This is a genomic window from Vibrio sp. MA40-2, assembly GCF_047302445.1.
Taxonomy (GTDB): domain Bacteria; phylum Pseudomonadota; class Gammaproteobacteria; order Enterobacterales; family Vibrionaceae; genus Vibrio.
Map to the genome: position 1 here is coordinate 1,641,471 of NZ_CP178627.1, position 25,613 is coordinate 1,667,083.

Below are 25,613 nucleotides of genomic sequence, written 5' to 3' on the forward strand. Positions count from 1 at the left end.
ATGAATGGTTATTAACTATTCCAATAATAAACGCTCCAATAACGTGAAAAAGGATTTAATGATTATGCGCTTAATTAAATTAGCAACACTTATTACTGCACTGTGTACTTCGTCGATAACAACAGCAGAAACATTACGATTTACAGTTTGGACTGGAGGAAAAGCCCATTTAGATATGCTTAACAAGTTTTCTGAAGGTTTTAAGGAAACTCATCCCGATGTAAATGTTAAGTTTGAGACAATCCCGTTTGCGGATTATGTACAAAAAGTGTCGATACAAATTTCTGGAAATAATCCGCCTGATTTAGGTTGGATGTTAGAATCTTCCGCTCCTACTTTTATTGACGCTAAGGTACTCAGTGATGTAAGTGCGACTCTAAAAGAGACGGCTAATTATGACTATGGTGATTTTTCTCAGTCTGCAATGGAACTCTGGGTTAGGGATAAAGAAGTGTACGGTATTCCTTTTTCTACATCGCCGCTAGTTGTGTTCTATAACCAGGATATGCTAGAACAAAATGGACTAACAAACCCAAATGAATTAGTACAAAAAGGCGAATGGACGTGGGATAGATTTAAAACTATGGCGGCTAAAATGACCAATAAGTCCGCCGGCGTTTATGGTTTCGAGACAATGGATGGAAACGGTTACGACTCTAGAGTATGGGAGACGATTTTACCCATTATTCGTTCCTATGGTTCAGATGCTTGGATAGATAATAAATGTGATTTAGATTCTAAAGAATCGATTGAAGCTGTGAGCTTGTACCATGAAATGGTATATACCGATCAGTCTGCTGTTCCGCCAGGAGAAAGTGCAGATTTCTTCAATGCAAAAGCAGGTTTAACTATTACTCAAATATCACGCACCACTAAATTAGATGATGCTAGTTTTAAGTGGGGAATTGCACCTATGCCATCTGGTCCAGATGGGGCTAGTCCAATTATTGGCCAAGCTGCAGTTGTAGTTTTCAAAGACAGTCCAAATAAGAAACTTGCACAAGAGTTTCTGGCTTATATGACCAACAAAGTTGGAATAGAAACCATGGCTGAGTTTTTTCCTCCAGCACGTAATTCAGTATTAAATTCACAAGCATTCTTAACCAGTAATCCACGTCTTAATGCCGATGCAATGAAAATAGTGGCTGATGGAATAAATACTGGCAATGTATTGCCAGCACACAGCAAAATGGCAGCAATAAAATCATCTACCAAAGGTATATTTGACGAACTATGGAAAGATGATGCCAATATTGAAAAAACAATGAATAAAATCTGTAGCCGTATAGATAAGCACCTCTAATATAAACGAACTAATAAGTGACGACTATATTCGTCACTTATTAGTATTTTATATAGAAGAATCTACTTTTTATATGTTTGAGAGGCAGCAATGATCAGTACGGTTATAAAATCATATCGCAAAATCATTCGTAGTGAGTCAGTCTCTGGTTGGTTATTTATCAGCCCGATGATGCTCGGTTTTTTGTGTCTATTTATTGTGCCACTATTTGTTATTTTTGGATATTCCGTTAATGAATGGAATATTTTATCAAAATCGACAACGTTCGTTGGTCTGGATAATTACTCCGCGATACTTTTTGAAAATGAAGAATTTTGGACAGTATTAAAAAATTCTCTAATTTTTGCAGCAGGGCTGGTGCCACTTAATATGGCAATGGCACTAACATTAGCCTTGGCTCTAAATCAAAAATTTACCGGAGTGGTTTTTTTTAGGACGGTTTACTTCGCACCAGTGGTTACGGCAGGGGCGGCGTGGGCAATTGTGTGGACTTTCTTGTTACAAAAAGATTCTGGTGGGGTCAACCAAATGCTATCGATATTTGGAATCACTGGCCCTAATTGGTTAAGAGAACCTGCATGGGCAATGTTTGCGGTGATTGTTACGCGTGTATTTAAAACCGTTGGTTTGAATATGATCTTATATTTGGCAGCACTACAATCTATTCCTAAAGAATATATTGAAGCGTCAACACTTGATGGAGCGTCTGCTCGTCAACGATTCACCAAAATTGTGTGGCCTTTGCTCGCACCGACAACGTTAGCAATATCCGTCGTTACTGTAGTTGGTTCATTAAAGGTATTTGACCATATCTATTTAATGACTGGCGGCGGGCCAGAAAATGGCACATTAGTTTTGGCATATTTTATTTATGAACGTGCATTTGAATTTTTCGATATTGGTTATGCTAGTGCATTAGCGGTTATTTTATTTATATTGACACTCTTATTAACCATGGTTCAGTGGTTTCTAAAAAAAGGAGACCGTTCATGATTAACGCTCCATTGATGAAAAAAATAACGACGGTATTTTCTACGCGTATACTTTGGTATATATCCTTATCGGGACTAAGTATACCGTTTGTATTTCCCTTTATTTGGATGTTGTCTGGTTCGTTAAAAAACCAAACTGAAATAACAGCGTTTCCTCCGACGATTATTCCTAATGATATCCAGTGGAGTAATTACGTTGATCTTTTTTCCTATCAGCCATTTGCTCAGCAGTATTTTAATTCACTGTATATTGCATTGCTGGTGACAATATTAGTCATTTTTGTTTCTTCGTTGGCTGGATATGCGTTTGCCAAAATTAACTTTAAAGGCTCCAATATTTTATTCTTACTTCTTCTATCTGGGCTTATGATGCCAGAGGAAGTTACTATTATTCCTAATTTTTTCGCTATGAGCTGGTTAGGTTTAATGAATACACATGTTCCTCTAATCTTATTACCAGTATTTGGTTCTCAAGGCGTTATCGCAACGTTTTTGATGCGCCAATTTTTCATGTCGATTCCGAAAGAAATTGAAGAAGCAGGTTCGATGGATGGACTAAGTCGGTTTGGTATTTTTCTCAGAATTGCTTTACCACTATCTGGCCCAGCACTTTCTGCTATTGCCATTATTTCTTTTTTGCATTCTTGGAATTTATTTCTAGAGCCTTTGATTTTTATCAGTGATTTGGAAAAGTTTACCATCCCACTTGCTCTATCTAATTTTTCAGATGCATATGGTTTGCCGTTATGGCACTTGCAAATGGCCGCTACGTCTTTGGCTGTTATTCCTGTACTTATTATTTTCGTAATTTCTCAACGCCATATTGTTGAGAGTTTTGCGATGTCTGGTGTAAAAGGATAAAAAATGAATTCATCTAATTATGATCTTATTATTGTCGGTGGTGGTCCTTCTGGCGTAATGGCGGCAGTACAAGCGTCGAGAATGGGGGTCAAGACTCTGCTGATAGAGCGAGGGTCTTTTCTTGGTGGTTCGTTAACTATGATGGGTGTTGGTCCAATGATGACTTTCCATAATCCAGGAGGGAATCAAGTTGTGTTTGGCCATGCTCAAGAATTGGTAGATAGATTGATGAAGTTAGGTGCTTCACCTGGTCACGTTTTAGATTCGGTTACCTACTGTTCTACCGTAACGCCATTCGATGCAGAAGCGATGAAAGTGGTTTTAGAGGAAATGCTGGTTGATAGTGGTGCCGATGTGCTTTATCACACAATGTTGGGAGGGGTGCAATACGATGGTGAACAAATTACTGGTTTAACAATTTGCAATAAAGCCGGAATCTCAACAATTGCGGCAGATTATTATATTGATGCGACCGGCGATGGGGATTTGGCTTTTCATGCTGGTCTTACACAAGAGAAAGGGCGTAAATCTGATCACGCATTACAACCGATGACGATGAATATGAAAGTTGGTAATGTCAATATCGATAAAATTCGTCAAGATGTCGTTGCTCATCCGAGTAATTATTGTTTTGATTTAGGCGAAGAAGAGGGTGTGAGACGAGTACTTTCTGCTGAAAGATTAAGCCTAAAGGCTTTTCAACATCAGTGGAAAAAATACCGAATGGAACATCAATTGGATATTCCAAGAGAATATATCCTGTTTTTTGAAACAAATGAGAAAAATACCGTTGTTATTAACTCTTCTCGTATACAAGGCCTCGATGGCACCAATCCATATGATGTGACCAAAGCTGAAATACAAGGTCGACGTCAATGTTACCAAATATTTAATTTCGTTAAATCTCAAGCTATTGGATTTGAACAGAGTACTTTATTGTCCACACCAAACCATATTGGGGTACGAGAAACTCGACGAAGTATTGGAGAGTACATTCTAACGGCTAAGGATTTATTAGAAAGAACTCGTTTTCCTGATGCGGTATCACAAGGCGCTTATCCGATTGATATTCATTCGCCGGATAAAGTTGAAACAGTGACTCAACATTTAGATGAAAATCATTTGTATTTAATCCCTATGCGCTGCTTGTATTCAAAGAAATGCAGTAATTTAGTGTTTACCGGACGAAATATTAGCGCAGATGCCGAAGCTTTTGCTGCTGTTCGGGTTTCGCCCATTGCAATGTCTATCGGACAAGCAAGCGGAGCAGTGGCAGCAACCGCCGCTAAACAACGCGTGAAAATTGATGATGTAGACTACCGCGAAGTGCAATTGTCATTACAGCAACACGGCGCTAATTTAAGCATCTAGTTTGATGTCTAAAAAATGGTTCATCATTTTATTTGAATGATGAACCAGCAACATAACAAGTAGTCGAGCAAGCTCATAAGAATCAGAAGGTACTGATAATGGCGAATGTTGAATTTAGAAATATTGGGAAATCGTACGGTAACACTCAAATAGTCAAAGATTTCAATTTACAAATAGAAGATGGTGAATTCATCGTTTTGTTGGGGCCATCAGGCTGTGGGAAGTCAACTACGCTGCGTATGTTGGCTGGACTAGAGACGATCAGTGCGGGTGAAATTTATATTGATAACAAATTAGTTAATGAAGTACACGCAAAGGATCGAGATTTGGCTATGGTGTTTCAAAGCTATGCACTATATCCCCATATGACGGTATATGAGAATATTTCTTTTGCATTGAAATTAAAAGGTCTGAAAAAAGAACTTATTGATGTAGAAGTTCAGAAAGCCGCGAAAATGTTAGAGCTATCAGCACTTCTTGAACGCAGACCTAAAGATCTTTCTGGCGGTCAACGGCAGCGTGTTGCAATGGGTAGGGCGATGGTGCGAACACCAAAAGTTTTCTTATTTGATGAACCTCTTTCAAACTTAGATGCCAAGTTACGTGGCGTAATGCGAGATGAAATAAAGCAATTACATAAAACACTTAAAACAACGACGATTTATGTGACTCACGACCAAATTGAAGCGATGACGCTTGCCGATAGAATAGTGATTATAAAAGAAGGAGATATTACGCAAGTAGGTACGCCAACAGAGGTGTTTCAATCTCCCGCTAATAAATTTGTCGCACAGTTTATTGGTAATCCATCGATGAACTTGCTTGATGCAAAGATAATTAAGCAAGGGGGACAGTGGATGATCGATGTCGATAATAGATGTATTCCATTGCCACTTCGTTTTACCGCCAATGTACAGGAACAGCAGGATGTACTATTAGGAATACGTCCGACCGATATCTACCTTCGTTCGGCTCAAATAGAGCACGATCGAATCGTCGATATACCTGTTGAAATAGATGATTATGAGTTATTAGGCGCCAGCGTTTTACTTAAAACTCGCTTGTTAGAGCAACCGCTTTTAATAGAGTCTCCAGCAGTTGAAATAGATAAAACTACGACAAATGTATATATTAATTTAGATAAAATTCACCTATTTGATCGATTAAGTGAATTGTCTCTACAGAATGGTTAAACGCTTGATCTATGTTAATGGGTAGCCATCAAACCGCTGTCGAATTGGTTGGGAGCTTCAGTAATGAAGAGCTTTTTACTAAACAGTATTTTGATTGGACGGGTACAACAAGTCTCGGCAGTTATTGCATATCGGCATTGCCTAGTCATTACGATTGGGCACTTAAACCAACTCCGCGCTCACGTAAAACAGATCTCGTGAGCGTGCAACATAACGTGCTAACCAAATGATATGAGAAATCATGTGCAATGCGAATGATAAATTTACCTTTCATAAGCATTGATGGCATATATACATGCTGGCCCACCATGAGTGTCGATAGCGACAAGTTCAATTGTTGAGATCACCTCATCACTTTTAACCTTAAGAATATTAACCGATAAATAATTTTCACGAACTTCAAAAACACGTTTGCCATCTAAATAAATGTCGTAGTTTTTTAAGCAGTTAGGTGCAACCTTCTCGGTGTGCCCCCATTGCGATGTTTCCATTGCATGATCAAAATCGTTGTCAGTGATAACAGTAATGTGTGACAGCTTGCAAGGGACTTCCAATTCAAGTGTTACGCTCGGATTTTTGTCATCTGGACTTGGTATCCAAGCGTGAGAATGAAAAGAAGGCCGATTAAAACCATTGTTGACGGCGTCACAACTGTAAGCTTTTAACGGATGTGAAAATTTGAAGGTTGGTATTACCTTATAAGGACGACGTTTAGGAAGCCAAAAATCGAACTCATCTACTCCCCAGTCACCATCCGCAATTTGGCGAGCGCGTTTAGCCACTTTTGGATTTACTGTATTATAAACAGTCATCAAACCAGGCAACTCTTGTTTGGAATTCAGTACCAGAATATCCGCATTTTCGGTAAGTTTGAGAAATACATAACATGAATGAGATGGAGCATAGTTGAAGTTGATTTCAACGGTTTGATGTCCTTTGTTTAAGTGAATAACGTCAGACTCAATGATGGTTTCTGGTGTATGGTTATAGTGCTTATTGGATACCAGTAGGTCTACTTTTAATTCAGTGGCTTGGATAACGTTAAGTTGTAATTCAATACTCGGTAGTGATTCGTTTGCTAACAGTGGCAACATGATTGCGCTGCTTTCATTTAGCGGCATCATTCCAGCATATGCATCATTATGCGTAAGTGAGAGTGTTGAGGAAGCAGCCATTGTTGCTGCACGGTGAGTGGTTGAGTTCAAGCGTGGAATATAAAAACCTTTACTTATCAGAGTTTGTTGTAGCAGGCTAATTTTATCAGCTTGAGCCAGATCGATTGGTCGTAGATCGAACTCCAGACATAATGCTGCAGCGGTACCGAGAACTTGTCCGTTTTGACCACAAGTACACATAACGCGAGTTGAACCAAAAGCGACATGAGAAGCGGATATGGTTCGCCCTCCGAAGAATAAATTATCAACATTTTTGGTGATCATAGTTCGATACGGGATAGTGTAGGTACCTTTACTGTGAAATTGTCGGCAACCATCGTGTTTGCTGTATACGCCGTCAGCAGGGTGTAAATCGATAGACCAACCGCCAAAACTCACGGCGTCATAATGGTCAATTTGTTCCACAATATCTTTTTGTGTCAGCATATACTCACCGACAAATCGGCGGCTTTCACGTTTTCCTGGAATAGTGCCTACCCATTCGAGCGTTAGGTTGGCGGCATCTTCAAATTCACCACTATTTTTAATGTAGTCCCACACGCCCCATACGATTCGCCAAAGTTCCCATTTGATCGTTTCACTATCGCCAATTGTATCAAGCCTGCCTCCCCATTCTAGCCACCATAAATCGCAACCATTTAAGTTTGAAGATAAGCGTTTGTAGCGTGGAATATCAGTGATGTCATCTAACGCAAATGTTGGAGCAGTAAATTCAACAGGATTCTCAGTACGCTTGGTATAAAAATAGATTGAATGACCCAGTTTTTTACCGAAACTGTCATCTGGGGACATTTTTTCATCAAACTCAGAGGCATCTTCTGAACCTATTCGATAACTCGCGCCAGATAAATGACCAACAATACCATCCCCGGTGCAGTCGCAGAATAATGGGGCACTAAATGAGTATTTGGTTTCATTGATAGAGTTAAAAGCCTTCAAGCTTTGAATCGTATTTACCGACTGGCCAGTTTTTATATCAGCGTCGAAAATGGCGGTATTCAAATAAACACCAATGTTAGTCTCTTTTTTGACTAGATCTAATAAAATCATATCAAATATGACAGGGTTCCCTTCTTTATTACGAAAAAGGTTTTCTTCAAGAATTTCTCCCATAACGCCACTTTCACGAGCAAATCGATTATTGTTGCCCATATGAGACGTCGCACCCAGAGCCCAAAGGCGGACTTCACTTGAAGCGTTACCACCAAGAACGGGACGATCTTGAATTAATGCAACCGAGATCCCTTCTCGTGCGGCGCTTATTGCCGCGCAAACACCTGCTAATCCTCCTCCAGCAACAACAAGGTCGGTGGTGATATTGGCTTCACGTAAGGTGCGCTTCGAATCTCGAGCAAAAATTTCCATGGTTAAATCGCCTTTAATGTTGTGTCAATCATATTTGCCATATTGTTTCTATTTTAGTGACAATATGAATTTACGTCAAAGGCAGTCAATGATTCAATTCGTGTGTTTAGTTTTGTGACAAAACGTCGCTTTTTAGTCGTAAGTCTATAATCTTTGTTGCCTAATTCGGCTATATATCCTATCCCATCCGCTAATAAGGCCGAATGTCACACCTTTGTGTCAACAATATCAGCGTGACGTGCGTAAGTTCAAAAAAAAATCAACGCGATGTTGCAAACAATAAAATTACCTCTATGTTTCTTATTTAGCAACAAGAGTGGATATAAATCGACCAAGGCTAAACCAAAACACACCTCAACCCTATTGGAGTGAATATGACTATATTAAAAGTATCGGTAGCGGCAAGTATGTTACTTGCTAGCACTGCCGTATCGGCAACAGAAACCACCTTTTTGAACTGGGTAACGTCAGAGCCGAGTAATAAAGCGGTTATTGAAGATTTAATTTCGCGTTCTGGACAACAAACTAATGTTATCTCTAGCTCTTGGGGTGACATGCAAAAAAATGTTTATTTACGAGTTAGAACTAAGCAACCTTTAGATGTTTTTCAAAGTCAGGCGAGATGGCTACCGACTTTTGCACAACTCCCTAACGTAGTTGATTTTAACGAAGTATTTGGCAAGGAATTCTTAGAAGCCAATATTCCTCCAGCGGTTTTGGAAGCAGGGCGATATGAAGGAAAGCAATATGGAATGCCTTGGAATGTCGGCTCAATAAGCCTCGTTGCTAATAAAAAAATGTTGGACGATAAGAAAATAGAAGTAAGTCCAGCAACCATTGATGAGTTTGTTACCACACTTAAGGCAGTCAAAAAATCTTATCCAGACAGTACCCCATACGCCATGATGACGAAAGGTGGAAGTTTAATTTCTAGTGATTTTCAATTGTGGCTCTGGGCTCATGGCGGCTCAATTTTTGATACAGATGGAAACATAACCGTTAATTCACAAGCAACGGTCAAAACTCTTGATTTTATGAAAATGCTGCTTGATGAAAAATTGGCTTCACTTGATGTTGACCGAGGAGCCGCTCGTAGAATGTTTGGCCAAGAAAATACAGCCTACTATTTTGATGCAACGGTTGCTCGTGGATTTGCGAGAGATTTCTCTGGCATGGGCGAAGAATACGATAAGTATGTTTATCCAATTGAAACGCCAACACTTACTCCAGAAATGCAGTCACACTCTTTAGAGTGGGGACATGTGTTAATGATGATTGATAATGATGGTGCAAAAGTGGATGGAAAACTCAGTCCTGACAGTGTTTCTGCTCAGTTGATTAAAACGCTATCACTTAATACACAAGTTCAGGTGGATTACTTTACTCAACTAGGTGGTATTCCTGTCACCAATGAAGCTCGCACTAATAAAGACGTAGTCAGCGATAGCTATATTGTTAATTGGAATAAATCGATGGGGATCCCAAAGCGTAATGAACTGTCTCCTTTAAGAAATAGCGCAAACTACGTTGCAGTTGTGAGCGAAGAAGTCCAGTCAGTATTGCTTGGTAAAAAAGAGTCACAAGAAGCCGCGTTATCGATGGAGCAACGTATACAGCGCCTCAAAAAATAATAGGGTGAGAAATGGAAATGGTATCAACAAAATCCAAGGTTGAATCAAATCGCGATAGAAATAGCCTCAAACGAGGTGATCGAAAATTTGCTTATTTGATTCTAATACCTGCTTTAACGGCATTTATTGTAATGGTCTTTTATCCATTTGTTGATGCCATGTCTATGTCATTTTATCAATATACGATTTATGACCTAGAACCAAAATTTATTGGCCTAGAAAATTTTTATAGCATATTAACTGACCCTTATGTTCTTGGTTCTTGGCTGACAACGGCCATATTTGTTGTATGCACAACGGCACTCACTATGTTTTTGGGATTGTCTTGGGCATTATTAATGTATCAGGACTTTCGTGGAAGAGCGGTTTTTAGGACCATGACGTTGTTACCGTGGATCTTGCCAAGTACAGTGAGTGCTTTTATTTGGGCTTGGATGCTTAATGGTAAATATGGAGTCATGAATGTCATATTGACGAGTTTTGGTTTAATTGATGAAAATATTCAATTTTTATCCAATGACATAGGTGCCATGCTTGCCATTATATTAACCCGTACTTGGATATCTATTCCTTTGTTTATGTCATTTTTCTTAGCGGGTTTGCAAGGTATGGATTACCAACAAATTGAAGCCGCTCGAATCGATGGTGCAGGGAATCTACGTATAGTACGAAGGCTGATTTTGCCACATTTGAAACCGGTATTCTTAGTGACAGGCGCTTTGGGTATGATTGGCAACCTGCAGCAATTCGATATTATTTTTGCTTTGACAGGAGGTGGGCCAGTACGAGCAACATCTGTTCTGTCTATTGAAGTATTCCGACAAGCTTTTGAAAACTGGGATTTGGGAATGGCTTCGGCAATTGGTGTTTTATGGGTATTTACCTTGATGCCGCTGGTTGTATTTTACCTTCGCAACCTATTTAAAGAGGAATAACCTATGTTTGAACTACGTTCTTGGAAAGCAAAAATCGGATTTATATTTCTGTTAGCGGTTATTTCTTTTTTTCTATTTTTTCCAGTGTATTGGGCACTAAGTAGTGCGTTTAAAGGTAATTCAGAGCTCTATTTATCAGATCCTACACTTTTTCCTGATCAGTTCTTTTTTGGCCATTTTATCGACGCTATGTTTAGCGGAAATATATTACTACAGCTGAAGAACAGCTTGTTAACCTCTACTGCTTCTGCTGTATTAAATGCGATTTTAGCGGCTCTGGCGGGATACAGTTTTGCTAAATTTGATTACCCTGCAAAAAAACCGTTAATGTTACTTATCTTATCGGCTCAGATGTTTCCATTTGGAGTACTTTTGATCAGTATTTATCCAATGCTACAAGGCGTTGGTTTGCTTGATACAAAGTTAGGGTTGACCATTTCATATATCGTTTTCGCGCTCCCTGTCAGTACTTATATGATGTACAGCTATTTTAAGCAATTACCTAATGAATTAATTGAAGCAGCAAAAGTTGATGGGGCAGGCAATATGAAAATATTCATCCGCATTGTGATGCCGATTTCTTTTCCTGCCTTTATTACTGTTATGTTGTATGCCTTCATGTGGTCATGGAATGATCTTCTTTACTCTATGACATTAATTACATCGGAAGAACATCGAACAATTGGGCCAGGCTTACTTCTTCGCTACATCAATGAAAATAATGCCGATTGGGGCGGAGCAATGGCGGCTTCTTTTATTGCCGCAGCGCCCGTTGTAGCGGTATTTGCCATGTTACAAAAACAATTTATAGGTGGCGTGACAAGCGGCGCTGTGAAATAAGAATTTAGGGAATAAAAATGGCTGATTTAAGATTAAAAAATGTTTATAAGCGCTACGGTGAAGTTGAAACCATCCATGGTATAGATTTGGATATTACTAATGGTGAATTTGTTGTTTTTGTTGGTCCATCAGGATGCGGGAAATCAACTTTACTTAGAATGATAGCTGGTTTGGAAGAGGTTTCTAACGGCGACATCTATATCGACGATGTATTGGTGAATAATAAGCAACCAAGTGAGCGTGGCATTGCCATGGTATTTCAGTCCTATGCTTTATATCCTCATATGACGGTTAGAGAAAATATGAGTTTTGGATTAGAAGTGGCGAAAAAACCTAAAGCCCATATTGAAGAGCGAGTAAATGAAGCGGCGCGTATCTTAAAATTACAAGATTTACTAGACAGAAAACCTAAGCAACTTTCTGGGGGACAAAGACAGCGTGTCGCAATTGGACGTACGATTGTACGTGAACCCCAAGTTTTCTTATTTGATGAACCTTTGTCAAATCTCGATGCAGAATTACGTGTTCAAATGCGTATTGAAATTGCTAAGTTGCATGAATCTCTAGGCAATACCATGATCTACGTGACACATGATCAAGTGGAAGCGATGACTATGGCAGATAAAATTGTGGTATTGCGAGATGGGAATGTTGAGCAAGTAGGGTCGCCGCTTACCTTATATAATCAGCCCGATAATATATTTGTAGCCGGTTTTATTGGTTCGCCAAAGATGAATTTTATTCCTGTCACTATAAATAAATCAGATGAGTCTTCCACAACCGTTGAATTAGCTACAGGTGAAGTCATTACACTGCCAATCACCACCAATAAAAAAATGTTGGGACTTGACGTAATATTAGGGATTAGGCCTGAGCACTTCGGTGAAGAAGGTGAAAAAGAAGTGGACATCAGTTTAAAGGTAGATGTGGTTGAAAACCTTGGTGGGACCTCTTATGTATATGGCTCTCATAGTAACACTCAACTTATTATTCAATGTGGAGAGAATTTTACTTTTGATAAAGGTCGGCCACTGAAGTTTAGTTTTGATACCAATCGCTGTCACTTATTTGATAGCGATGGTCAATCGTTGCGTAATTGAATCATTAGGGTTTTAGACAAGCGTTTTATTGATTTAGAGTTTAAAGAGATAAATATATCAAAGCCTTAAAGAGACTTGGATGATACAATTTCTTTGCATTCTATTTTTATAACGACCATTGAAGTTTTTTAAAATCAAAGAGTAATATAATGTCTTCACAACCAAATCAAAGTCTCATTGATGGGATCCGGTGCTTACAGTATTTAGCATCCAGTGATGCGCCTTTAGGTTGCCGAGAGTTAGCTAGACAACTGAATATGAGCCCAACCAAGGTTAACCGATTGCTGATGACCATGGAGTCAATTGGGTTAACTATGAAAGATGAAAAACGCAGGTATCTTCCTGGTGCAGGGATCCACGCTTTAGGCGCACAATCGATGCGAAGTTCTCATTTGTTCCGTAAATCCATTACAGTACTGGAGAATATTGCACCGCATGATCATATTGTAGCCTTGGGTGTATTGTGGGAAGACAAAGTCGTTTATCTATATCATTCCAAGCCGGGCCAGAAAGGTTTTGAGGCGTTACTTGATTACAAGATTCAACCTGCATATCACTCTGTTATTGGGTTGTGTTTATTAGCCGATCATTCAGATGAAAAGTTGATTGCGCTATTGGGCCAAGAACGTTTTGATTCGATTCTTCCTGCAATAACGCAGAAAAGAGCGTTTAATCATGTCCTTTTTGACCATACGGACGGTGAGTTATCGATGGCCGTCCCTATCGCTTCAGCGGATAAAGCGGCACTCGCATTTGCAGGGTTTTACGATATTACTCGCGAACAACGAACGGAAAAATTATCGCAGTTATCGATGCTAGCCAGTATGCTGTCTACCTGATCCACTTAGGTAAGTGATTGTTGATGTGAGGTTTATTGTTTTGAGTGAATATATTTTATTCGCCATTTAATCAGTGTGATGTTACTTTTGACGGATAACCTTAAAAGGATGTTATATGAATTTAGACAAAGCTAAAAAACGTATCGCGAAACAGGTTAAGAAAGGTTTCAACGGTTACCCCAAAATTACTTTAGCGTATTATGGCAAGAATAAAGATTGTGCAACCGAAGTGGTTGTTCAATTTATGCTAGCAGAGACCGATAGCGTTCAAGAACAGCGTTTTTGTTGTGAAACAGATATTAGAAATGATGAGCAAATTCAGACAACATTACTAAAAATAATCGAAAGAGCCAATGCTAACTCGGTGATTGAAGTAGATGGGGTCGCCACCCTTTAACATAAGCACTGTATTGGTCTCTATGTAGTTAAAATAAGGTAGAATGGAGCTAAAATAAGCCAGAATGGAGTTAAAATAGGGCAAGATATAGTTAAAATAGGGCAGGTAAATAACAAGTGAATTTGCACATTCGTTTAATGACTCCGCAAGATTTATCAGGGGCGACTCTAGTTCATCAATCCGTTTTTGTTCGGCAAAATGATTCAAGTGATTGGTTAGCGTGTAATTTGAATGCCTTTCCTCGCTATTTGATCTATGTGGCTGAAATAAACCATGAAATAGTGGGTTATATTATTTGGGCACAAAAAAGTGGTTTTCGTGCTGAAGCGGTTGTGGAGTTGGAACAATTAGCGGTAATCGCCCATTATCAAGGCAGAGGAATTGGTCGACGATTAATCATGGATTCATTGCCCAAGTTAAAAAATCAACTCGCTCAAAAACATTCGATTTTAAAGCACATAATGGTAACGACAAGAGCCGATAACTTTGCTCAAGAACTGTATAAAAGCACACTAGGTGCCAAGGTTGAAGCGACCCTTTCAAACTTGTACTCTGCGGATGAAGTATTGATGATTGCTCGCAATGTTGATCTGAATTTAAATGCCATCTAAAGTCTCCCCTAGCAGATTAGCTAGGGGAAATAGAGATCAAATCTAATACTTAAATTTGTCTAGCAATGAGTTAAGTGTATCGACTTTGTCGCTTAAAATATGTTCAGTGGAGTGAACCGTTTCAATATTTTTAGAGTTGGTATTCGTTACCTGAGAAATGCTGACGATACTTTGCTCAACCTCGACAGCCGCTTGACTTTGTTGATCGGCTGCTGCTGCAATTTGTATATTCATGTGGTTAATTTTGTCTGCAGTTAATGTGATTTCTGCTAGAGAGGCGGTGACTTTGTCGACAGAAACTAGTGACTGGTTGGCAAATTCGCCGCCAGTTTTAATTACATCAATCGCTTGTTTAACGTTTTGTTGTAGGCGAGTGACAATGTCTTGAATATCTTGGGTAGATTGCTGTGAACGTGCAGCCAGAGTACGAACTTCATCCGCAACAACCGCAAATCCCCGTCCTTGTTCGCCTGCTCGCGCCGCTTCTATGGCTGCATTTAAGGCTAATAGGTTTGTTTGTTCTGAGATACCATTTATCATTTCGAGCATAGACTCAATACTGGTGCTATCTTCGCCAAGGCGAGTGACGACTTGTTGAGCTGAATCCATTTTCTGCACCAGTTCGGCCATCTGAACCGCACTCGATTCACTGCCTGAATGGCTAGTTTTTGCTAAACAAGTGATGGTTTCAGTTTCTGTTGCGGCATTCTCTGTCAAATCTGCGACTTCTTTTGCGGAATAGGTCATTTCGCTGATAGCGCTGGCGGCTTGTTCGGTCTCTTTTAATTGTGCCGACATACTGGCTTGTGCCGTAGACGCAGATTGTTTTAACTGGTTTGCTGCGTCTTGAAGTTGATGAGTCGTATCATGAACAGCACGAACGGTTCCTCGGATTTTATCAATAAAGCGGTTAATAAATTGCGAAGTAACCCCTAGTTCATCTTTTCTACTTTCATCCAGCTGCTTAGTTAAATCACCATCACCTAGTGTAAGGCTTTCCGCCAATTTAGACATTTCTGACAGAGGTGTTAATACACTTTTATTGATCAGAAAGTACATAACAATCAGGATTAATAAAAATACAACGGCCAGTGAATAGACAACATTTTTGATCGTATACGAATAGCTGATCTGTTGTTCGCGACTTAGATTAGAAGTTTGCATGGCAAGCTCCATTACTTTTTGTACCTCGTCAGATATATCGGCAGCCGCGGTATCAAATTGAGCCATTAATTTATTGCCACCAGCGGGACCTTCGGCAATATAGGCGTTTGCCATCATTTTTCCAGTGTTAAAATAATTTTGCAGAGTAGGGAGCATTGCCAGATAAAAATGCGCGTTGCTTTCATCAAGTTCTGCTAGTTCAGCAAGTAGAACTTTTGCTAAAGCATAATTTTCTTCTGCCACTTCAATACCGTCATTCAAGCCATCCATTGCCCGGGTAGCACTAATATCAGTTAGCCACTGCTGAATTTGGATTACTGCAATTTTTAATTGATAGTTTTTAAAAACAATAGGCTCGATTTTTTCGCCTACATTTATCGATACTTCATGAATACGATTACTTTGATATGCCATAAAGGAAGATTGAATGATCATTCCTGCTAATAGACAAACCAGTGCTAAATACATTTTTGTTTTTATGTTCACAACTCTTCCTTCAAGAAAACAATTAGCTTAATTATTACTTAGGGTTTTATTTAAACGTTTTTATATAACCTTTGTTGATAATACTATCTTTAATCTTTTTTAGCTGCATAGAAAGACATTAATTAGTTGATGTAGGACAACATTCAGAGGAACCGTTCAAGCTTATGTACGTTAATCGATAAAAATTCTATAAGCATCTTTTGTATATATATGTATAATAAATTTGTATACAAGTTAAATTGTATTAGCCAAATCTTCACTGTAGTGACTATACAACCTAGCCTAAATATTGAATACAACACAAGGTATGACCATGGTAAAAACAACCAGCAGTATGATGCTAAACCTTTCTCAATCTATAGAGGATTCTCCAGCACCGATTTACGCCAGAGTAAAACAAGCGATCTGTCAAAAAATCTCGAGTGGTGAATGGCAGGCTGACCAAAGAGTGCCGTCTGAATCTGAAATGGTTAATGCTTTAGGTGTAAGTCGTATGACGGTAAACCGAGCCTTGCGTGAATTAACGGATGAGGGAATATTAGTTCGTCAACAAGGTATCGGCACGTTTGTGGCTCAGAAAAAAACGCATTCAGCGCTCTCCGAAGTTCATAATATTGCTAGTGAAATTACAGAACGTGGCCATCAACACACGGCTAAGTTAATCGAGATCACACGCAGTGGAGCCAGTATGGAAGAGGCGATGAATTTAGGGGTACGCACTAATCACAGCATTTTTCGTACCACGGTTTTGCACTTCGAAAATGACTTGCCAATTCAAATTGAAGAGCGGGTTGTAAATGCCATGTTAGCACCAAATTATGATCAGCAGGACTTTCAGCAAAATGAAACCTATGATTATTTGATGAAAGTTGCTCCAATGACCGAAGGTGAACACTTGGTTGAAGCGGTGGTACCGACAGCTGAAGAATGTGAATTATTACAGATAGATCCAAGTGAGCCTTGTTTACAAATCAAACGTCGTACCTGGTCGAATGATCAGATCGTTACCACGGCTCGGTTACTCTCTCCGGGCTCAAGGTTTCAGTTATTTGGGCGTTTTGAAGGGTAACAGTGTTTAATAACGTGGGTTTTATTACCATCCAGTCTATACATGTATAGACTGGATGGTGTGGTCATACATAGACTATATGACCTTGTAACGAATATCATTGATTTAATATTCACATATTTTGATAATTTGGTCCACTGCCACCTTGTGGCGGTGTCCAGGTTATTTTTCCTCTTGGATCTTTAATATCACAGGTTTTGCAGTGGAGACAATTGGCTGGGTTAATTTGTAATTTTTTCTGTTCATTTTGTTCAACCACCTCATATACACCTGCTGGGCAGTAACGTTGCGCAGGTTCAGCAAAGTTTGTATAACTCTCGATTAACCAATGTTCTGTCTCTGACACAATAAGATGGCATGGTTGCTCTTCATCATGTTCTGTATTGGCAAGGTATACCGAATCTGCGATTGAGAAAGACAAGGTTTTATCTGCTTTAAAGTCAGCGTGTTTTGAAGACGTGGCCGCTTGAGTCATGGCCAATCGATCATCAGAAAGGTCACTTATCGCCGGTAATTTATAGTTAACTAGCTCATTAGTTCGGTTGTATGCTCCACCAACTATAGGCCCCAAGCGATGTAATGCTGGGCCAAATGAGCGGGTTTGTTTTAATTGTTGGTAAATGTCACTATTTTGCCAATGCTGGTCAAAAGCAGTCTGCTTACCTTGTTCTTTGCCATCCAGTTGTATAATGGTATCCGCCGCGCATAATGCCGAATACATGGCCGTGTGAATGCCTTTCATCCTGGCTGTATCAAGTGTTCCTGCATTACAACCTAGAATAAACCCACCTGGAAAGACCATATTTGGTAGTGAATTAAATCCCCCTTTCGTAATACTACGCGCGCCATAGGCAACTCTTTGTGCGTTTTCTAACAATGCTGCGATTTTAGGGTGGTGCTTTAGCTGCTGAAAAGCATCATAAGGATTGAAGTAGGGATTTTTATAATTGAGATCAGCAATCAGACCGAGCCAAATTTCGTTATTGTCTGCATGATAAAGATAAAAGCCACCTCCAGTAGAGGCAGGTAAAGGCCAACCTGTACCATGTACCGCTAAACCAGCGTGATGAACATTTTCTGCTACTTTCCACTTTTCTTTAAACCCTATCGAGTAATGTTGTCTATCAGCATCTTGGTCTAGCTGGTAATGCTGCAATACCTGTTTACCCAAATGGCCGCGGCTTCCTTCGCATAATAACGTTTGCTTAGCGAATAGTTTCATGCCCGGTTCATAACGGTCAGTCGTTTGACCTTGTTTATCCAATCCCATATCGCCAGTGAGAACACCGATAACAGTCTCTTCCTGGTAAACGAGTTCGGCAGCAGTAAAACCAGTAAAAATTTCACCGCCAAGCGCCTCAACTTTTTCGCCTAACCATTGACATAAACGACCAAGACTCACAATTCGCATGTCTTTATTGTGTAAAGATTTTGGTGTCATAACATGAGGAAGGGTAATCGCGGTGTTTTGTTTCAATAACCATGTTGTATCTTGATTTACGCCAATACCTAATGGTGCGTCAAGCCGTTCATCTTCGGTAAACAACTGGTTAAATATTTCACAATCAAAAAGCGCACCAGATAATAGATGTGCGCCAATTTCAGACCCTTTTTCTAGCACACAAATAGACAAGATCTTATCTTCAAGAGAAGCTTGTTTCAATAAACGATAAGCGGCGATTAGCCCAGCAGGCCCAGCTCCGACAATAATGACATCAAAGGTCATTTCGTCTCTTTCTAATACTTGTTCCATAAGTAAACCTTAACTTAGCAATGCTTTTTTGAGCTGTGGCATTACTTGTTCAACTGTCGCGACAAGTGCAATATCTGCTATTTGCATTATTGGTGCATCTGCGTCGTTATTTACTGCGATGATTTTTTTAGCACTTAATATCCCGGCAAGGTGCTGAATGGCTCCTGATACGCCGAGTGCAATGTAAACATCAGGTGCGATGATTTTTCCTGTCTGACCAATTTGTTTATCATTGCTCATTAAACCGGAGTCGATTACCGCTCGTGTACCACCTAAAGCAAAACCTGCTTGTTCTGCTAAGTCGGATAATTCGCTATAAAGTGCTTCGCTATTAACCCCTCTGCCTATACCGATTACCCATTTAGCCGTAGTTAAATCATGACTGGCTGGTTTAGCCGTTACATTTTTCATGTTGGTAATTGATGGTGTGGCTTCTAGCGGTGCAAGTTCACTTGTGGTGACGTTTTGCTGTTGATTTATCTCAGCAAAAGAAAATGCACTACAGCGAACAGTAGCGATAACAACGTTATCCAATACTTCGACAGTTTCTATCGCATTACCAGCATAGATTGGATGTTTAAATACTTTACTCGACACTATCTCTGAAAGGTTGGATAGTTGCCCAACGCCAATGAGTGCGGCGATACGAGGTAATGTGACTCGAGCAAGGTGTTGGTTGCTAGCGAATACGGTGTCGAAACCTTGCTCTGTTATCCACTGAGCTAGATACTTTGACAAGCTGATAGCATCTTCTGGATATGACATGCTAATAATACTGGTCACGCCTGCAATGGAGGATAACTCTTGCACATACGTTTCGGTATCCATTGATTGATGAATGAATACGCTAATTGGAGCTTTTATTTGCTGAGCGGCGGCGAGTAATTTACTGCTATTGCTACTAAATTGAGGCTCTATTGGCAATATAACTAAGGTACTCATTTTGTTGCCTCCAGACTTTCACTTATTTTTTGTGCCAGTTGTTCACTGCTGTCGCATAGAATTGTTTTTGAAGCGCGATCAGCTGGACGCTCTAGGCCGATTCTTTTTTGGTGAGTTATATAATCGACGCTAAGTTGTTCTTTTTTCACCACCGATAATGGTTTTTTCTTGGCTTTCATTATATTAGGTAATTTTACAAAACGAGGTTCAGCGAGCCTAAGATCGGCGGTAATAACCGCAGGCAACGTCATTTGTATGATCGCTTCTCCGTTATCCGTTTCATAACGTACTTGGCTAGTGTCGCCGTCTAATTGGATTTCAGCGGCACAATCTGCAATGGGTGCATCCATTAATGCAGATAACATCGCACCGGTTTGCCCGTTATCACCATCAATAGATTGTTTTCCTAGTAAGACGAGATCTGGCGATTCGGTTTGCACAATGCGGTGTAAAATTTTAGCTATATTTAGAGGGGCGAGAGGCGTGCTTTCTTGTACCAAAATAGCCCGGTCAGCACCGATAGCTAATGCGTGGCGTAATTGATCTTTTGTTTTTGAATCACCAATAGAAACCACCACAATTTCATTGACTTGCCCTTGCTCTTTGAGACGAACAGCTTGCTCTACAGCGATTTCACAAAATGGGTTCATTGACATTTTAACACCATCCAGTTCTACATTAGACTGTTGGTCGTTAATGTGTATTTTTACGTTGTAATCGACAACTCGCTTAATTGCGACGAGTACTTTCATTCTTCAAACTCCTAAAATAAATGCCCATTTCTCTTTAAAATAGCGAAAACTCAATCAAAGCAATTAATTAAAACAATCAACTAAAAAGCGCGTATCAAGATGTCTGTCGCAACGGAACGGGTTCGTTTTCTATGGGATCTGCTGCTATTTCATTTTTTTGTTTGTTTATAGCGTTGTCATTTTCACTTGCAGTATTTTCACCTTCGTCTGCAGCCTGGCCACTTTGTGAATCTTGATCCCAAAACGCGTTGCGATCGATATAGTTCTGTAAAAATTGTTGTAAACGAGGTGGTTTAGGCCCTTGAAATAAAGCTTTAGGTGAACCTTTGGTGATTATTTCTCCTTTATCAAGGAAAACAACGGTATCGGCAACTTGGGCAGCAAATCCCATTTCATGGGTTACGACAATCATGGTCATACCTTCGTTGGCGAGATCTTTCATCACTTGCAGAACTTCGCCGACTAACTCTGGATCTAGCGCGGAGGTGGGTTCATCAAATAGCATTACTTGAGGGTCCATTGCTAGTGCTCTTGCAATGGCAACTCGCTGTTGTTGGCCACCAGATAACTGTACCGGATAATGATTAGCACGTTCTGATAGACCCACTTTATCTAACAACAATAAACTGCGAGCATCAGCGTCTTTTCGAGACATTTTTTTCACTCGAACCAGCGCTTCACTCACATTTCCTAACGCCGTCATATGAGGCCATAAGTTGAACTGCTGAAAAACCATACCCATATTGCGGCGTACTCGATTGAGTTCTTTAGTTTGAGCAAGCTTTCGATAGTCAGTGTCATCATTGTAGCCCAGTAATTCTCCGTCTATCATTACGATACCGCTAGTGTATTGCTCAAGAAAGGCGATACACCTTAGTAAAGTACTTTTCCCAGAACCTGATGGGCCAATGAGGCAAACCACTTCTGATGGATAAACCTCTAAATCAATCCCTTTAAGTACTTCATTTTCACCAAAAAATTTGCCCATATCTTGTACTTGAACAATTGGCTTACTTTTTTGTTTTCGTTCCATTGTTACCTACTTATATACCCTGTTGCGTGCTTATATTTGAGAAATTAGACTACCTATCCATATATTTACTTAAACGTTTTTCTGCTGCTGCACCCAAACGTGATGTGATCTCTGCGAGCGTTAGATAGGCTAAAGACAGCACGAGTAAGGTTTCTGCATAAGCAAACGTTTCTGAGCCTATTCCAGTAAGAACAAAAGTGAGTTCAGGCACCGTGACAATCGAAAATACAGCGGTTTCTTTACCTAAAATTGTGGTTGTATTGACTAATCCAGGAACAATTAACACCATCATCTGTGGTATTTTTATACGCCAAATGGTTTGTGGCAGAGTAAAGCCCATCATTTGTGCCACTTCTATTTGTCCCTCTGGTACAGAAGCAAAGCCAGCACGAAATATTTCTGCATAATAAGCGCTTCCATAAAGGGACAGTCCCAAAATTCCGGCTTCGATTGGTTCAAGGTATAAGCCAATAGCCGGGCCGCCGTAATAAAGTAGAAAGAGCTGAATTAAAAAAGGTGTGGTGCGAAATAGTTCGACATACAAGCGTACTGGGTAACGAAAAATAGCCGACTTTGCTGTTAAACCAATTGAAACAAATAAGCCTATAACCATGGCAAGTAGGCATGATGCTGCGACAGACCATAAAGTGGTGCCAAATCCAGCTAACACCTCAGGTAATCGATCGGTAATGATGTGAATATCAAATATCATTATATTACCGCCTTACGTTGTACTTTTTTCTCCAACCAAAGACCGACAATAGAGATGACGCTGTTTATAACAAAATACATCGCGGTTGCCGCTAAGTAGAATTCAAATGGTTGAAAATTACTGGCCGCTAGGTTTTGTGCAGTTCGAGTTAACTCTGCAATACCAATGGCGGAAATTAAAGAAGAAGCTTTAACCAATAAAATGACTTCGTTTGTTAGGCTAGGAATGGTTAGCTTGAATACTTGAGGAAGTTGAATATGGAAAAATATTTGTAGTCGATTCATTCCAAGCATTTGAGCTGATTCGAATTGACCTTCAGGGAGCGCTTGAAAACCGCCTCGTAGGATTTCAGTCATATAGGCTCCGGCACATAGACCGATACATCCGGTGGCAGCAACTAACGCAGGGACATTAATTCCAATCAGTGGTAAGCAATAGTAGGCGACCATTAACTGCACTAACAACGGAATACCGCGGAATATAGACACATAAATTTTAACAGTAAGTTGGAGATATTGGTTAGCGTACATGCGCAATATACACATTAACATTCCCACAACTAGTCCCAAAAACACTGCCATAAAAGAGAGGAACAAGGTCATTTCGACCCCGTTCCATAGCATAGGGAGTGTCGAGGGGAGAATCGAAAAATCGAGCATTTCGTACTACCCCGCAAAATTTAAATATTAGGAACGATGGTTTCCTGAGGTAAGTCCATTTCAACGCCAAACCATTTTTCTTGAATGACTTTCATACGTCCATCATTTTCCATTTTTACAATAATGTCGTTGAGTGCTTTAAGCAGTGACGCGGAATTCTCGTCCTTGCTCACCACGTAGCCAAAATATGTCTTTTTGCCGAATGGAGGAGTAACCACTTCAAAGTTTTTATGTTTACTCGCCATATAACCAATATTTGGTAAAGAGTTAGCAACGGCGTCAACGCGTCCAGTCATGATTTCTGAATATGCTTGGTTGTTATCGATATAACCCTTAATCTCAGCTGGTTTAGCAAGGGAGTCAGAATATTCTTGTAACTGTTGGCTTTGAGAAGAGGATTTTTGAACACCAATTACCATACCAGCAATATCTTCAGGTTTAGTAATTCGGCTGTCGCCACGTTTTTTTAATAGCGCCACTGAAGCGTCCGCTATTGGGTAAGTAAAGTTATAACGTTCCATTCTGGCTTTAGTTATCGTTACTGGTCCAGATACCATATCGAATTTATTGGCATCTAATCCTGGTAAAACACTCGTCCAAGGTAGATCGACGTAACTCACTTTAACACCAAGTTCTTTAGATATTTCATCGAACACATCTTTGTTTAAGCCGACATGCTTGTCTACTTCAAGAAAATCGAACGGTGCGTATTGAAGTTCTGTACCTACGGTTAATTCGCCCTTCGCTTTAATATCAGATAAAGCGTCTGCTTGAGCAGAAAAAGCAAACAAACCTGAAAGTAATAAAATAGTACTGCTTAGAGCGGTTTTTTTATTGAAGCTATGCATTGTCTAATTCTCCATTTAGCCTGTTTGACTGGTTTCATTCCAATGAAAACAAATTCATTTTTCAGCAAGATTTTAGGTTAACTTGCTATGATAAATCGCGTCGTATTCAAACTTGACTATACATATATACACATCATTTTTCATAGAAACAAGTCAAAAATAGATATTATTGTGTAACTAGTCTTGGGTGCTATGTAGCAGCGAAAATTACATACCAAAACGCACTTTAATGAGGCCCCAAGTTGGTGAGTGGCACTAAGTTAGGGCGTTAGCTCAGGTGTTGTATGGCAAGGTTATTCGCTTGAAGACAAGGATATAATGCTAAGGATAATGATTAGATGAAAATAAATCGACACTGATAGATATACATGTATATACTAATTTTATTTTGCATTAGTATGGATACTTATTGTGGTTAGAAAAGGGAGCAACAAAATGAAATCAATGGATGAAATAGTGGTCGAATTGGCAAGCCAGTTTGTTGTTCCACTTAACGATTACAATGCAGGCTTATCGGTCGAAGCGCTGAAAGCCAAATATAAGGTAGAAAAAATCGCTAAATTAGCCAGTAACGAAAACCCATTTGGTACGCCAGATTCAGTAAAAAAAGTGTTAGATGAGCAACACAATCTTGCTCATTATCCCGATCCAACTTGTAGTGAGTTGAAACATGTAATTGCGCAAATAATGCACGTAGATGCAGAAAAACTGATTATGGGGAATGGCTCAGAAGATATTATTGCCATGATAGCGCACACATTTATCGAAGTAGGCGATAAAGTACTAACGGTTGTGCCTTCTTTTGGCTTACACATACTGTATCCCAAATCTTTTGGGGCCGAGATGATTATTGCGCCAATGACAGAGGATTTACAGTTTGATGTGAGTTTACTTTGTCGCCAGCTTAGGGACTCTATTCCTAAATTATTTTTTATAGCTAGCCCTAGCAATCCAGTCGGCTGTACGTTAAGCAAGGCTGACATCCAGTTGTTACTTGATAGCCAACATGCCGAGACCTTGTTTGTCTTTGATGAAGCGTATTATGAATATGCCGTTGGTGAGCAAGACTATCCTGATGTGTTAGCGTTACTGCAAAGCTCAGGAAAACCATTCATATTACTTAGGACTCTATCAAAAGCGTATTCTCTTGCTGGGTTGCGGGTTGGATATGGCGTTTGTGCTTCAATTAGCATGGTTAAGTTACTGAATAAAATTCGCCTACCATTTAACGTTAACCGTTTAGCACAAAAAGCTGCCATCGCCGCGTTATCGGACCAAGAGCATCTTGAAAAAACCATGGCTTGGAATAATACGGCTAAACAGGATTTATTTGAGAAATTACAAAAACTGGGCTTAAATCCGGCCCCATCAAAAGGCAATTTTTTGTTTTTTAAAGTAGCCTACCCATCCACGGAAATTGCTGAACAGCTATTACAATTGGGTGTGATCGTTAAAGCTTGGGCTGAGCCGGGCTATAACGAGTTTCTACGTGTATCTATAGGAAGTAAAAGCGAAAATGAGCATTTTATTACTAGCTTGGCAACGATCCTGCATTCAAAACAAGATAAGAAATTAAAATGAT

At 39.7% G+C, this 25,613-nt stretch carries 23 protein-coding genes and 1 pseudogene; 15 read left to right on the top strand and 9 right to left on the bottom strand.

Going from position 1 to position 25,613, the window contains the following annotated elements; all coding sequences use genetic code 11:
- Positions 1–64: 64 nt before the first annotated feature.
- From ACLKML_RS07225 to ACLKML_RS07250, 6 genes are all read left to right on the top strand, one after another.
- Entirely contained in the window at positions 65–1,303 is a 1,239-nt protein-coding gene (locus ACLKML_RS07225) for a sugar ABC transporter substrate-binding protein (protein WP_317718021.1), read from the top strand.
- 90 nt (positions 1,304–1,393) lie between these two features.
- Positions 1,394–2,296, top strand: coding sequence for a sugar ABC transporter permease (locus tag ACLKML_RS07230; protein WP_317718022.1), 903 nt, complete (start codon positions 1,394–1,396; stop codon positions 2,294–2,296).
- The gene (locus ACLKML_RS07235) at positions 2,293–3,156 is read left to right on the top strand and encodes a carbohydrate ABC transporter permease (protein WP_317718023.1); all 864 of its coding nucleotides are present in this window, start codon (positions 2,293–2,295) and stop codon (positions 3,154–3,156) included. Before ACLKML_RS07230 ends, ACLKML_RS07235 begins: the two co-directional genes overlap by 4 nt.
- Before the next feature lie 3 nt (positions 3,157–3,159).
- Complete coding sequence (locus ACLKML_RS07240; protein ID WP_317718024.1) at positions 3,160–4,527, top strand: FAD-dependent oxidoreductase; 1,368 nt, start codon at positions 3,160–3,162, stop codon at positions 4,525–4,527.
- A gap of 98 nt (positions 4,528–4,625) precedes the next feature.
- Positions 4,626–5,720 carry a sn-glycerol-3-phosphate ABC transporter ATP-binding protein UgpC gene (locus ACLKML_RS07245; protein WP_317718025.1) on the top strand — a complete coding sequence of 365 codons (1,095 nt, stop codon included), beginning with the start codon at positions 4,626–4,628 and terminating at the stop codon, positions 5,718–5,720.
- 17 nt (positions 5,721–5,737) lie between these two features.
- A complete protein-coding gene (locus ACLKML_RS07250) occupies positions 5,738–5,950 on the top strand; it encodes a ClbS/DfsB family four-helix bundle protein (protein WP_413283737.1) in 213 nt (70 codons plus the stop codon).
- Between the two features lie 33 nt (positions 5,951–5,983).
- Here ACLKML_RS07250 and ACLKML_RS07255 read toward each other — a convergent pair whose 3' ends face one another.
- Positions 5,984–8,260, bottom strand: coding sequence for an FAD-dependent oxidoreductase (locus tag ACLKML_RS07255; RefSeq protein ID WP_413283035.1), 2,277 nt, complete (start codon positions 8,258–8,260; stop codon positions 5,984–5,986).
- A gap of 374 nt (positions 8,261–8,634) precedes the next feature.
- On the opposite strand from ACLKML_RS07255, the gene ACLKML_RS07260 reads away from it, so the two are divergent.
- The 7 genes from ACLKML_RS07260 (at position 8,635) to ACLKML_RS07290 (ending at position 14,613) form a co-directional block, all read left to right on the top strand.
- Positions 8,635–9,891 carry an ABC transporter substrate-binding protein gene (locus ACLKML_RS07260; protein WP_413283036.1) on the top strand — a complete coding sequence of 419 codons (1,257 nt, stop codon included), beginning with the start codon at positions 8,635–8,637 and terminating at the stop codon, positions 9,889–9,891.
- Positions 9,892–9,902: 11 nt separating this feature from the next.
- Entirely contained in the window at positions 9,903–10,826 is a 924-nt protein-coding gene (locus ACLKML_RS07265; RefSeq protein WP_413283037.1) for a carbohydrate ABC transporter permease, read from the top strand.
- Between the two features lie 3 nt (positions 10,827–10,829).
- Positions 10,830–11,666 (top strand): carbohydrate ABC transporter permease, encoded by an 837-nt coding sequence (locus ACLKML_RS07270; RefSeq protein WP_317718031.1) that lies wholly within the window; start codon positions 10,830–10,832, stop codon positions 11,664–11,666.
- A gap of 17 nt (positions 11,667–11,683) precedes the next feature.
- The gene (locus ACLKML_RS07275; protein ID WP_413283038.1) at positions 11,684–12,766 is read left to right on the top strand and encodes an ABC transporter ATP-binding protein; all 1,083 of its coding nucleotides are present in this window, start codon (positions 11,684–11,686) and stop codon (positions 12,764–12,766) included.
- Between the two features lie 149 nt (positions 12,767–12,915).
- Positions 12,916–13,605, top strand: a complete 690-nt coding sequence (locus ACLKML_RS07280) for a helix-turn-helix domain-containing protein (RefSeq protein ID WP_317718033.1) — start codon at positions 12,916–12,918, stop codon at positions 13,603–13,605.
- 115 nt (positions 13,606–13,720) lie between these two features.
- Positions 13,721–14,002 carry a hypothetical protein gene (locus ACLKML_RS07285; protein ID WP_317718034.1) on the top strand — a complete coding sequence of 94 codons (282 nt, stop codon included), beginning with the start codon at positions 13,721–13,723 and terminating at the stop codon, positions 14,000–14,002.
- A gap of 137 nt (positions 14,003–14,139) precedes the next feature.
- The gene (locus ACLKML_RS07290) at positions 14,140–14,613 is read left to right on the top strand and encodes a GNAT family N-acetyltransferase (RefSeq protein WP_413283738.1); all 474 of its coding nucleotides are present in this window, start codon (positions 14,140–14,142) and stop codon (positions 14,611–14,613) included.
- A gap of 42 nt (positions 14,614–14,655) precedes the next feature.
- Here ACLKML_RS07290 and ACLKML_RS07295 read toward each other — a convergent pair whose 3' ends face one another.
- Positions 14,656–16,263 carry a methyl-accepting chemotaxis protein gene (locus ACLKML_RS07295; RefSeq protein ID WP_413283039.1) on the bottom strand — a complete coding sequence of 536 codons (1,608 nt, stop codon included), beginning with the start codon at positions 16,261–16,263 and terminating at the stop codon, positions 14,656–14,658.
- Positions 16,264–16,576: 313 nt separating this feature from the next.
- Between ACLKML_RS07295 and hutC the strand changes: the two genes are divergently transcribed.
- Positions 16,577–17,332 carry a histidine utilization repressor gene (gene hutC / locus ACLKML_RS07300; RefSeq protein ID WP_413283040.1) on the top strand — a complete coding sequence of 252 codons (756 nt, stop codon included), beginning with the start codon at positions 16,577–16,579 and terminating at the stop codon, positions 17,330–17,332.
- 112 nt (positions 17,333–17,444) lie between these two features.
- Here hutC and ACLKML_RS07305 read toward each other — a convergent pair whose 3' ends face one another.
- The 7 genes and pseudogenes from ACLKML_RS07305 to ACLKML_RS07335 all read right to left on the bottom strand — a co-directional run bounded on the left by ACLKML_RS07305 (position 17,445) and on the right by ACLKML_RS07335 (position 24,031).
- Positions 17,445–19,085, bottom strand: a complete 1,641-nt coding sequence (locus tag ACLKML_RS07305) for a 4Fe-4S dicluster domain-containing protein (protein ID WP_413283041.1) — start codon at positions 19,083–19,085, stop codon at positions 17,445–17,447.
- A 9-nt stretch (positions 19,086–19,094) separates the two neighbouring features.
- Positions 19,095–20,027, bottom strand: coding sequence for an electron transfer flavoprotein subunit alpha/FixB family protein (locus tag ACLKML_RS07310; protein ID WP_413283042.1), 933 nt, complete (start codon positions 20,025–20,027; stop codon positions 19,095–19,097).
- Entirely contained in the window at positions 20,024–20,779 is a 756-nt protein-coding gene (locus tag ACLKML_RS07315) for an electron transfer flavoprotein subunit beta/FixA family protein (RefSeq protein ID WP_413283043.1), read from the bottom strand. The genes ACLKML_RS07310 and ACLKML_RS07315 overlap by 4 nt, the downstream gene beginning before the upstream one ends.
- 262 nt (positions 20,780–21,041) lie before the next feature.
- Positions 21,042–21,785: pseudogene (locus tag ACLKML_RS07320) on the bottom strand (amino acid ABC transporter ATP-binding protein); the annotation flags it as partial.
- Between the two features lie 76 nt (positions 21,786–21,861).
- On the bottom strand, positions 21,862–22,524 hold the full coding sequence (locus tag ACLKML_RS07325) for an amino acid ABC transporter permease (protein ID WP_413283044.1): 663 nt from the start codon (positions 22,522–22,524) through the stop codon (positions 21,862–21,864).
- The gene (locus ACLKML_RS07330; RefSeq protein ID WP_413283045.1) at positions 22,524–23,183 is read right to left on the bottom strand and encodes an amino acid ABC transporter permease; all 660 of its coding nucleotides are present in this window, start codon (positions 23,181–23,183) and stop codon (positions 22,524–22,526) included. The genes ACLKML_RS07325 and ACLKML_RS07330 overlap by 1 nt, the downstream gene beginning before the upstream one ends.
- Before the next feature lie 20 nt (positions 23,184–23,203).
- Positions 23,204–24,031 carry a transporter substrate-binding domain-containing protein gene (locus ACLKML_RS07335; RefSeq protein WP_413283046.1) on the bottom strand — a complete coding sequence of 276 codons (828 nt, stop codon included), beginning with the start codon at positions 24,029–24,031 and terminating at the stop codon, positions 23,204–23,206.
- A 435-nt stretch (positions 24,032–24,466) separates the two neighbouring features.
- Here ACLKML_RS07335 and hisC point away from each other — a divergent pair, with 435 nt between their 5' ends.
- Entirely contained in the window at positions 24,467–25,612 is a 1,146-nt protein-coding gene (gene hisC / locus ACLKML_RS07340; RefSeq protein ID WP_413283047.1) for a histidinol-phosphate transaminase, read from the top strand.
- Position 25,613: the final 1 nt, after the last annotated feature.

Bases quoted from the DNA above. Each gene is read 5' to 3' on its own strand.
- hutC (WP_413283040.1), top strand. From the start codon at position 16,577: ATGGTAAAAACAACCAGCAGTATGATGCTAAACCTTTCTCAATCTATA.
- ACLKML_RS07330 (WP_413283045.1), bottom strand. From the start codon at position 23,183: ATGCTCGATTTTTCGATTCTCCCCTCGACACTCCCTATGCTATGGAAC.
- ACLKML_RS07230 (WP_317718022.1), top strand. From the start codon at position 1,394: ATGATCAGTACGGTTATAAAATCATATCGCAAAATCATTCGTAGTGAG.
- ACLKML_RS07250 (WP_413283737.1), top strand. From the start codon at position 5,738: ATGGGTAGCCATCAAACCGCTGTCGAATTGGTTGGGAGCTTCAGTAAT.
- ACLKML_RS07285 (WP_317718034.1), top strand. From the start codon at position 13,721: ATGAATTTAGACAAAGCTAAAAAACGTATCGCGAAACAGGTTAAGAAA.
- ACLKML_RS07235 (WP_317718023.1), top strand. From the start codon at position 2,293: ATGATTAACGCTCCATTGATGAAAAAAATAACGACGGTATTTTCTACG.
- ACLKML_RS07245 (WP_317718025.1), top strand. From the start codon at position 4,626: ATGGCGAATGTTGAATTTAGAAATATTGGGAAATCGTACGGTAACACT.
- ACLKML_RS07275 (WP_413283038.1), top strand. From the start codon at position 11,684: ATGGCTGATTTAAGATTAAAAAATGTTTATAAGCGCTACGGTGAAGTT.
- ACLKML_RS07240 (WP_317718024.1), top strand. From the start codon at position 3,160: ATGAATTCATCTAATTATGATCTTATTATTGTCGGTGGTGGTCCTTCT.
- ACLKML_RS07290 (WP_413283738.1), top strand. From the start codon at position 14,140: ATGACTCCGCAAGATTTATCAGGGGCGACTCTAGTTCATCAATCCGTT.
- ACLKML_RS07280 (WP_317718033.1), top strand. From the start codon at position 12,916: ATGTCTTCACAACCAAATCAAAGTCTCATTGATGGGATCCGGTGCTTA.
- ACLKML_RS07310 (WP_413283042.1), bottom strand. From the start codon at position 20,027: ATGAGTACCTTAGTTATATTGCCAATAGAGCCTCAATTTAGTAGCAAT.
- ACLKML_RS07305 (WP_413283041.1), bottom strand. From the start codon at position 19,085: ATGGAACAAGTATTAGAAAGAGACGAAATGACCTTTGATGTCATTATT.
- hisC (WP_413283047.1), top strand. From the start codon at position 24,467: ATGAAATCAATGGATGAAATAGTGGTCGAATTGGCAAGCCAGTTTGTT.
- ACLKML_RS07225 (WP_317718021.1), top strand. From the start codon at position 65: ATGCGCTTAATTAAATTAGCAACACTTATTACTGCACTGTGTACTTCG.
- ACLKML_RS07260 (WP_413283036.1), top strand. From the start codon at position 8,635: ATGACTATATTAAAAGTATCGGTAGCGGCAAGTATGTTACTTGCTAGC.
- ACLKML_RS07325 (WP_413283044.1), bottom strand. From the start codon at position 22,524: ATGATATTTGATATTCACATCATTACCGATCGATTACCTGAGGTGTTA.
- ACLKML_RS07315 (WP_413283043.1), bottom strand. From the start codon at position 20,779: ATGAAAGTACTCGTCGCAATTAAGCGAGTTGTCGATTACAACGTAAAA.
- ACLKML_RS07265 (WP_413283037.1), top strand. From the start codon at position 9,903: ATGGAAATGGTATCAACAAAATCCAAGGTTGAATCAAATCGCGATAGA.
- ACLKML_RS07270 (WP_317718031.1), top strand. From the start codon at position 10,830: ATGTTTGAACTACGTTCTTGGAAAGCAAAAATCGGATTTATATTTCTG.
- ACLKML_RS07255 (WP_413283035.1), bottom strand. From the start codon at position 8,260: ATGGAAATTTTTGCTCGAGATTCGAAGCGCACCTTACGTGAAGCCAAT.
- ACLKML_RS07335 (WP_413283046.1), bottom strand. From the start codon at position 24,031: ATGCATAGCTTCAATAAAAAAACCGCTCTAAGCAGTACTATTTTATTA.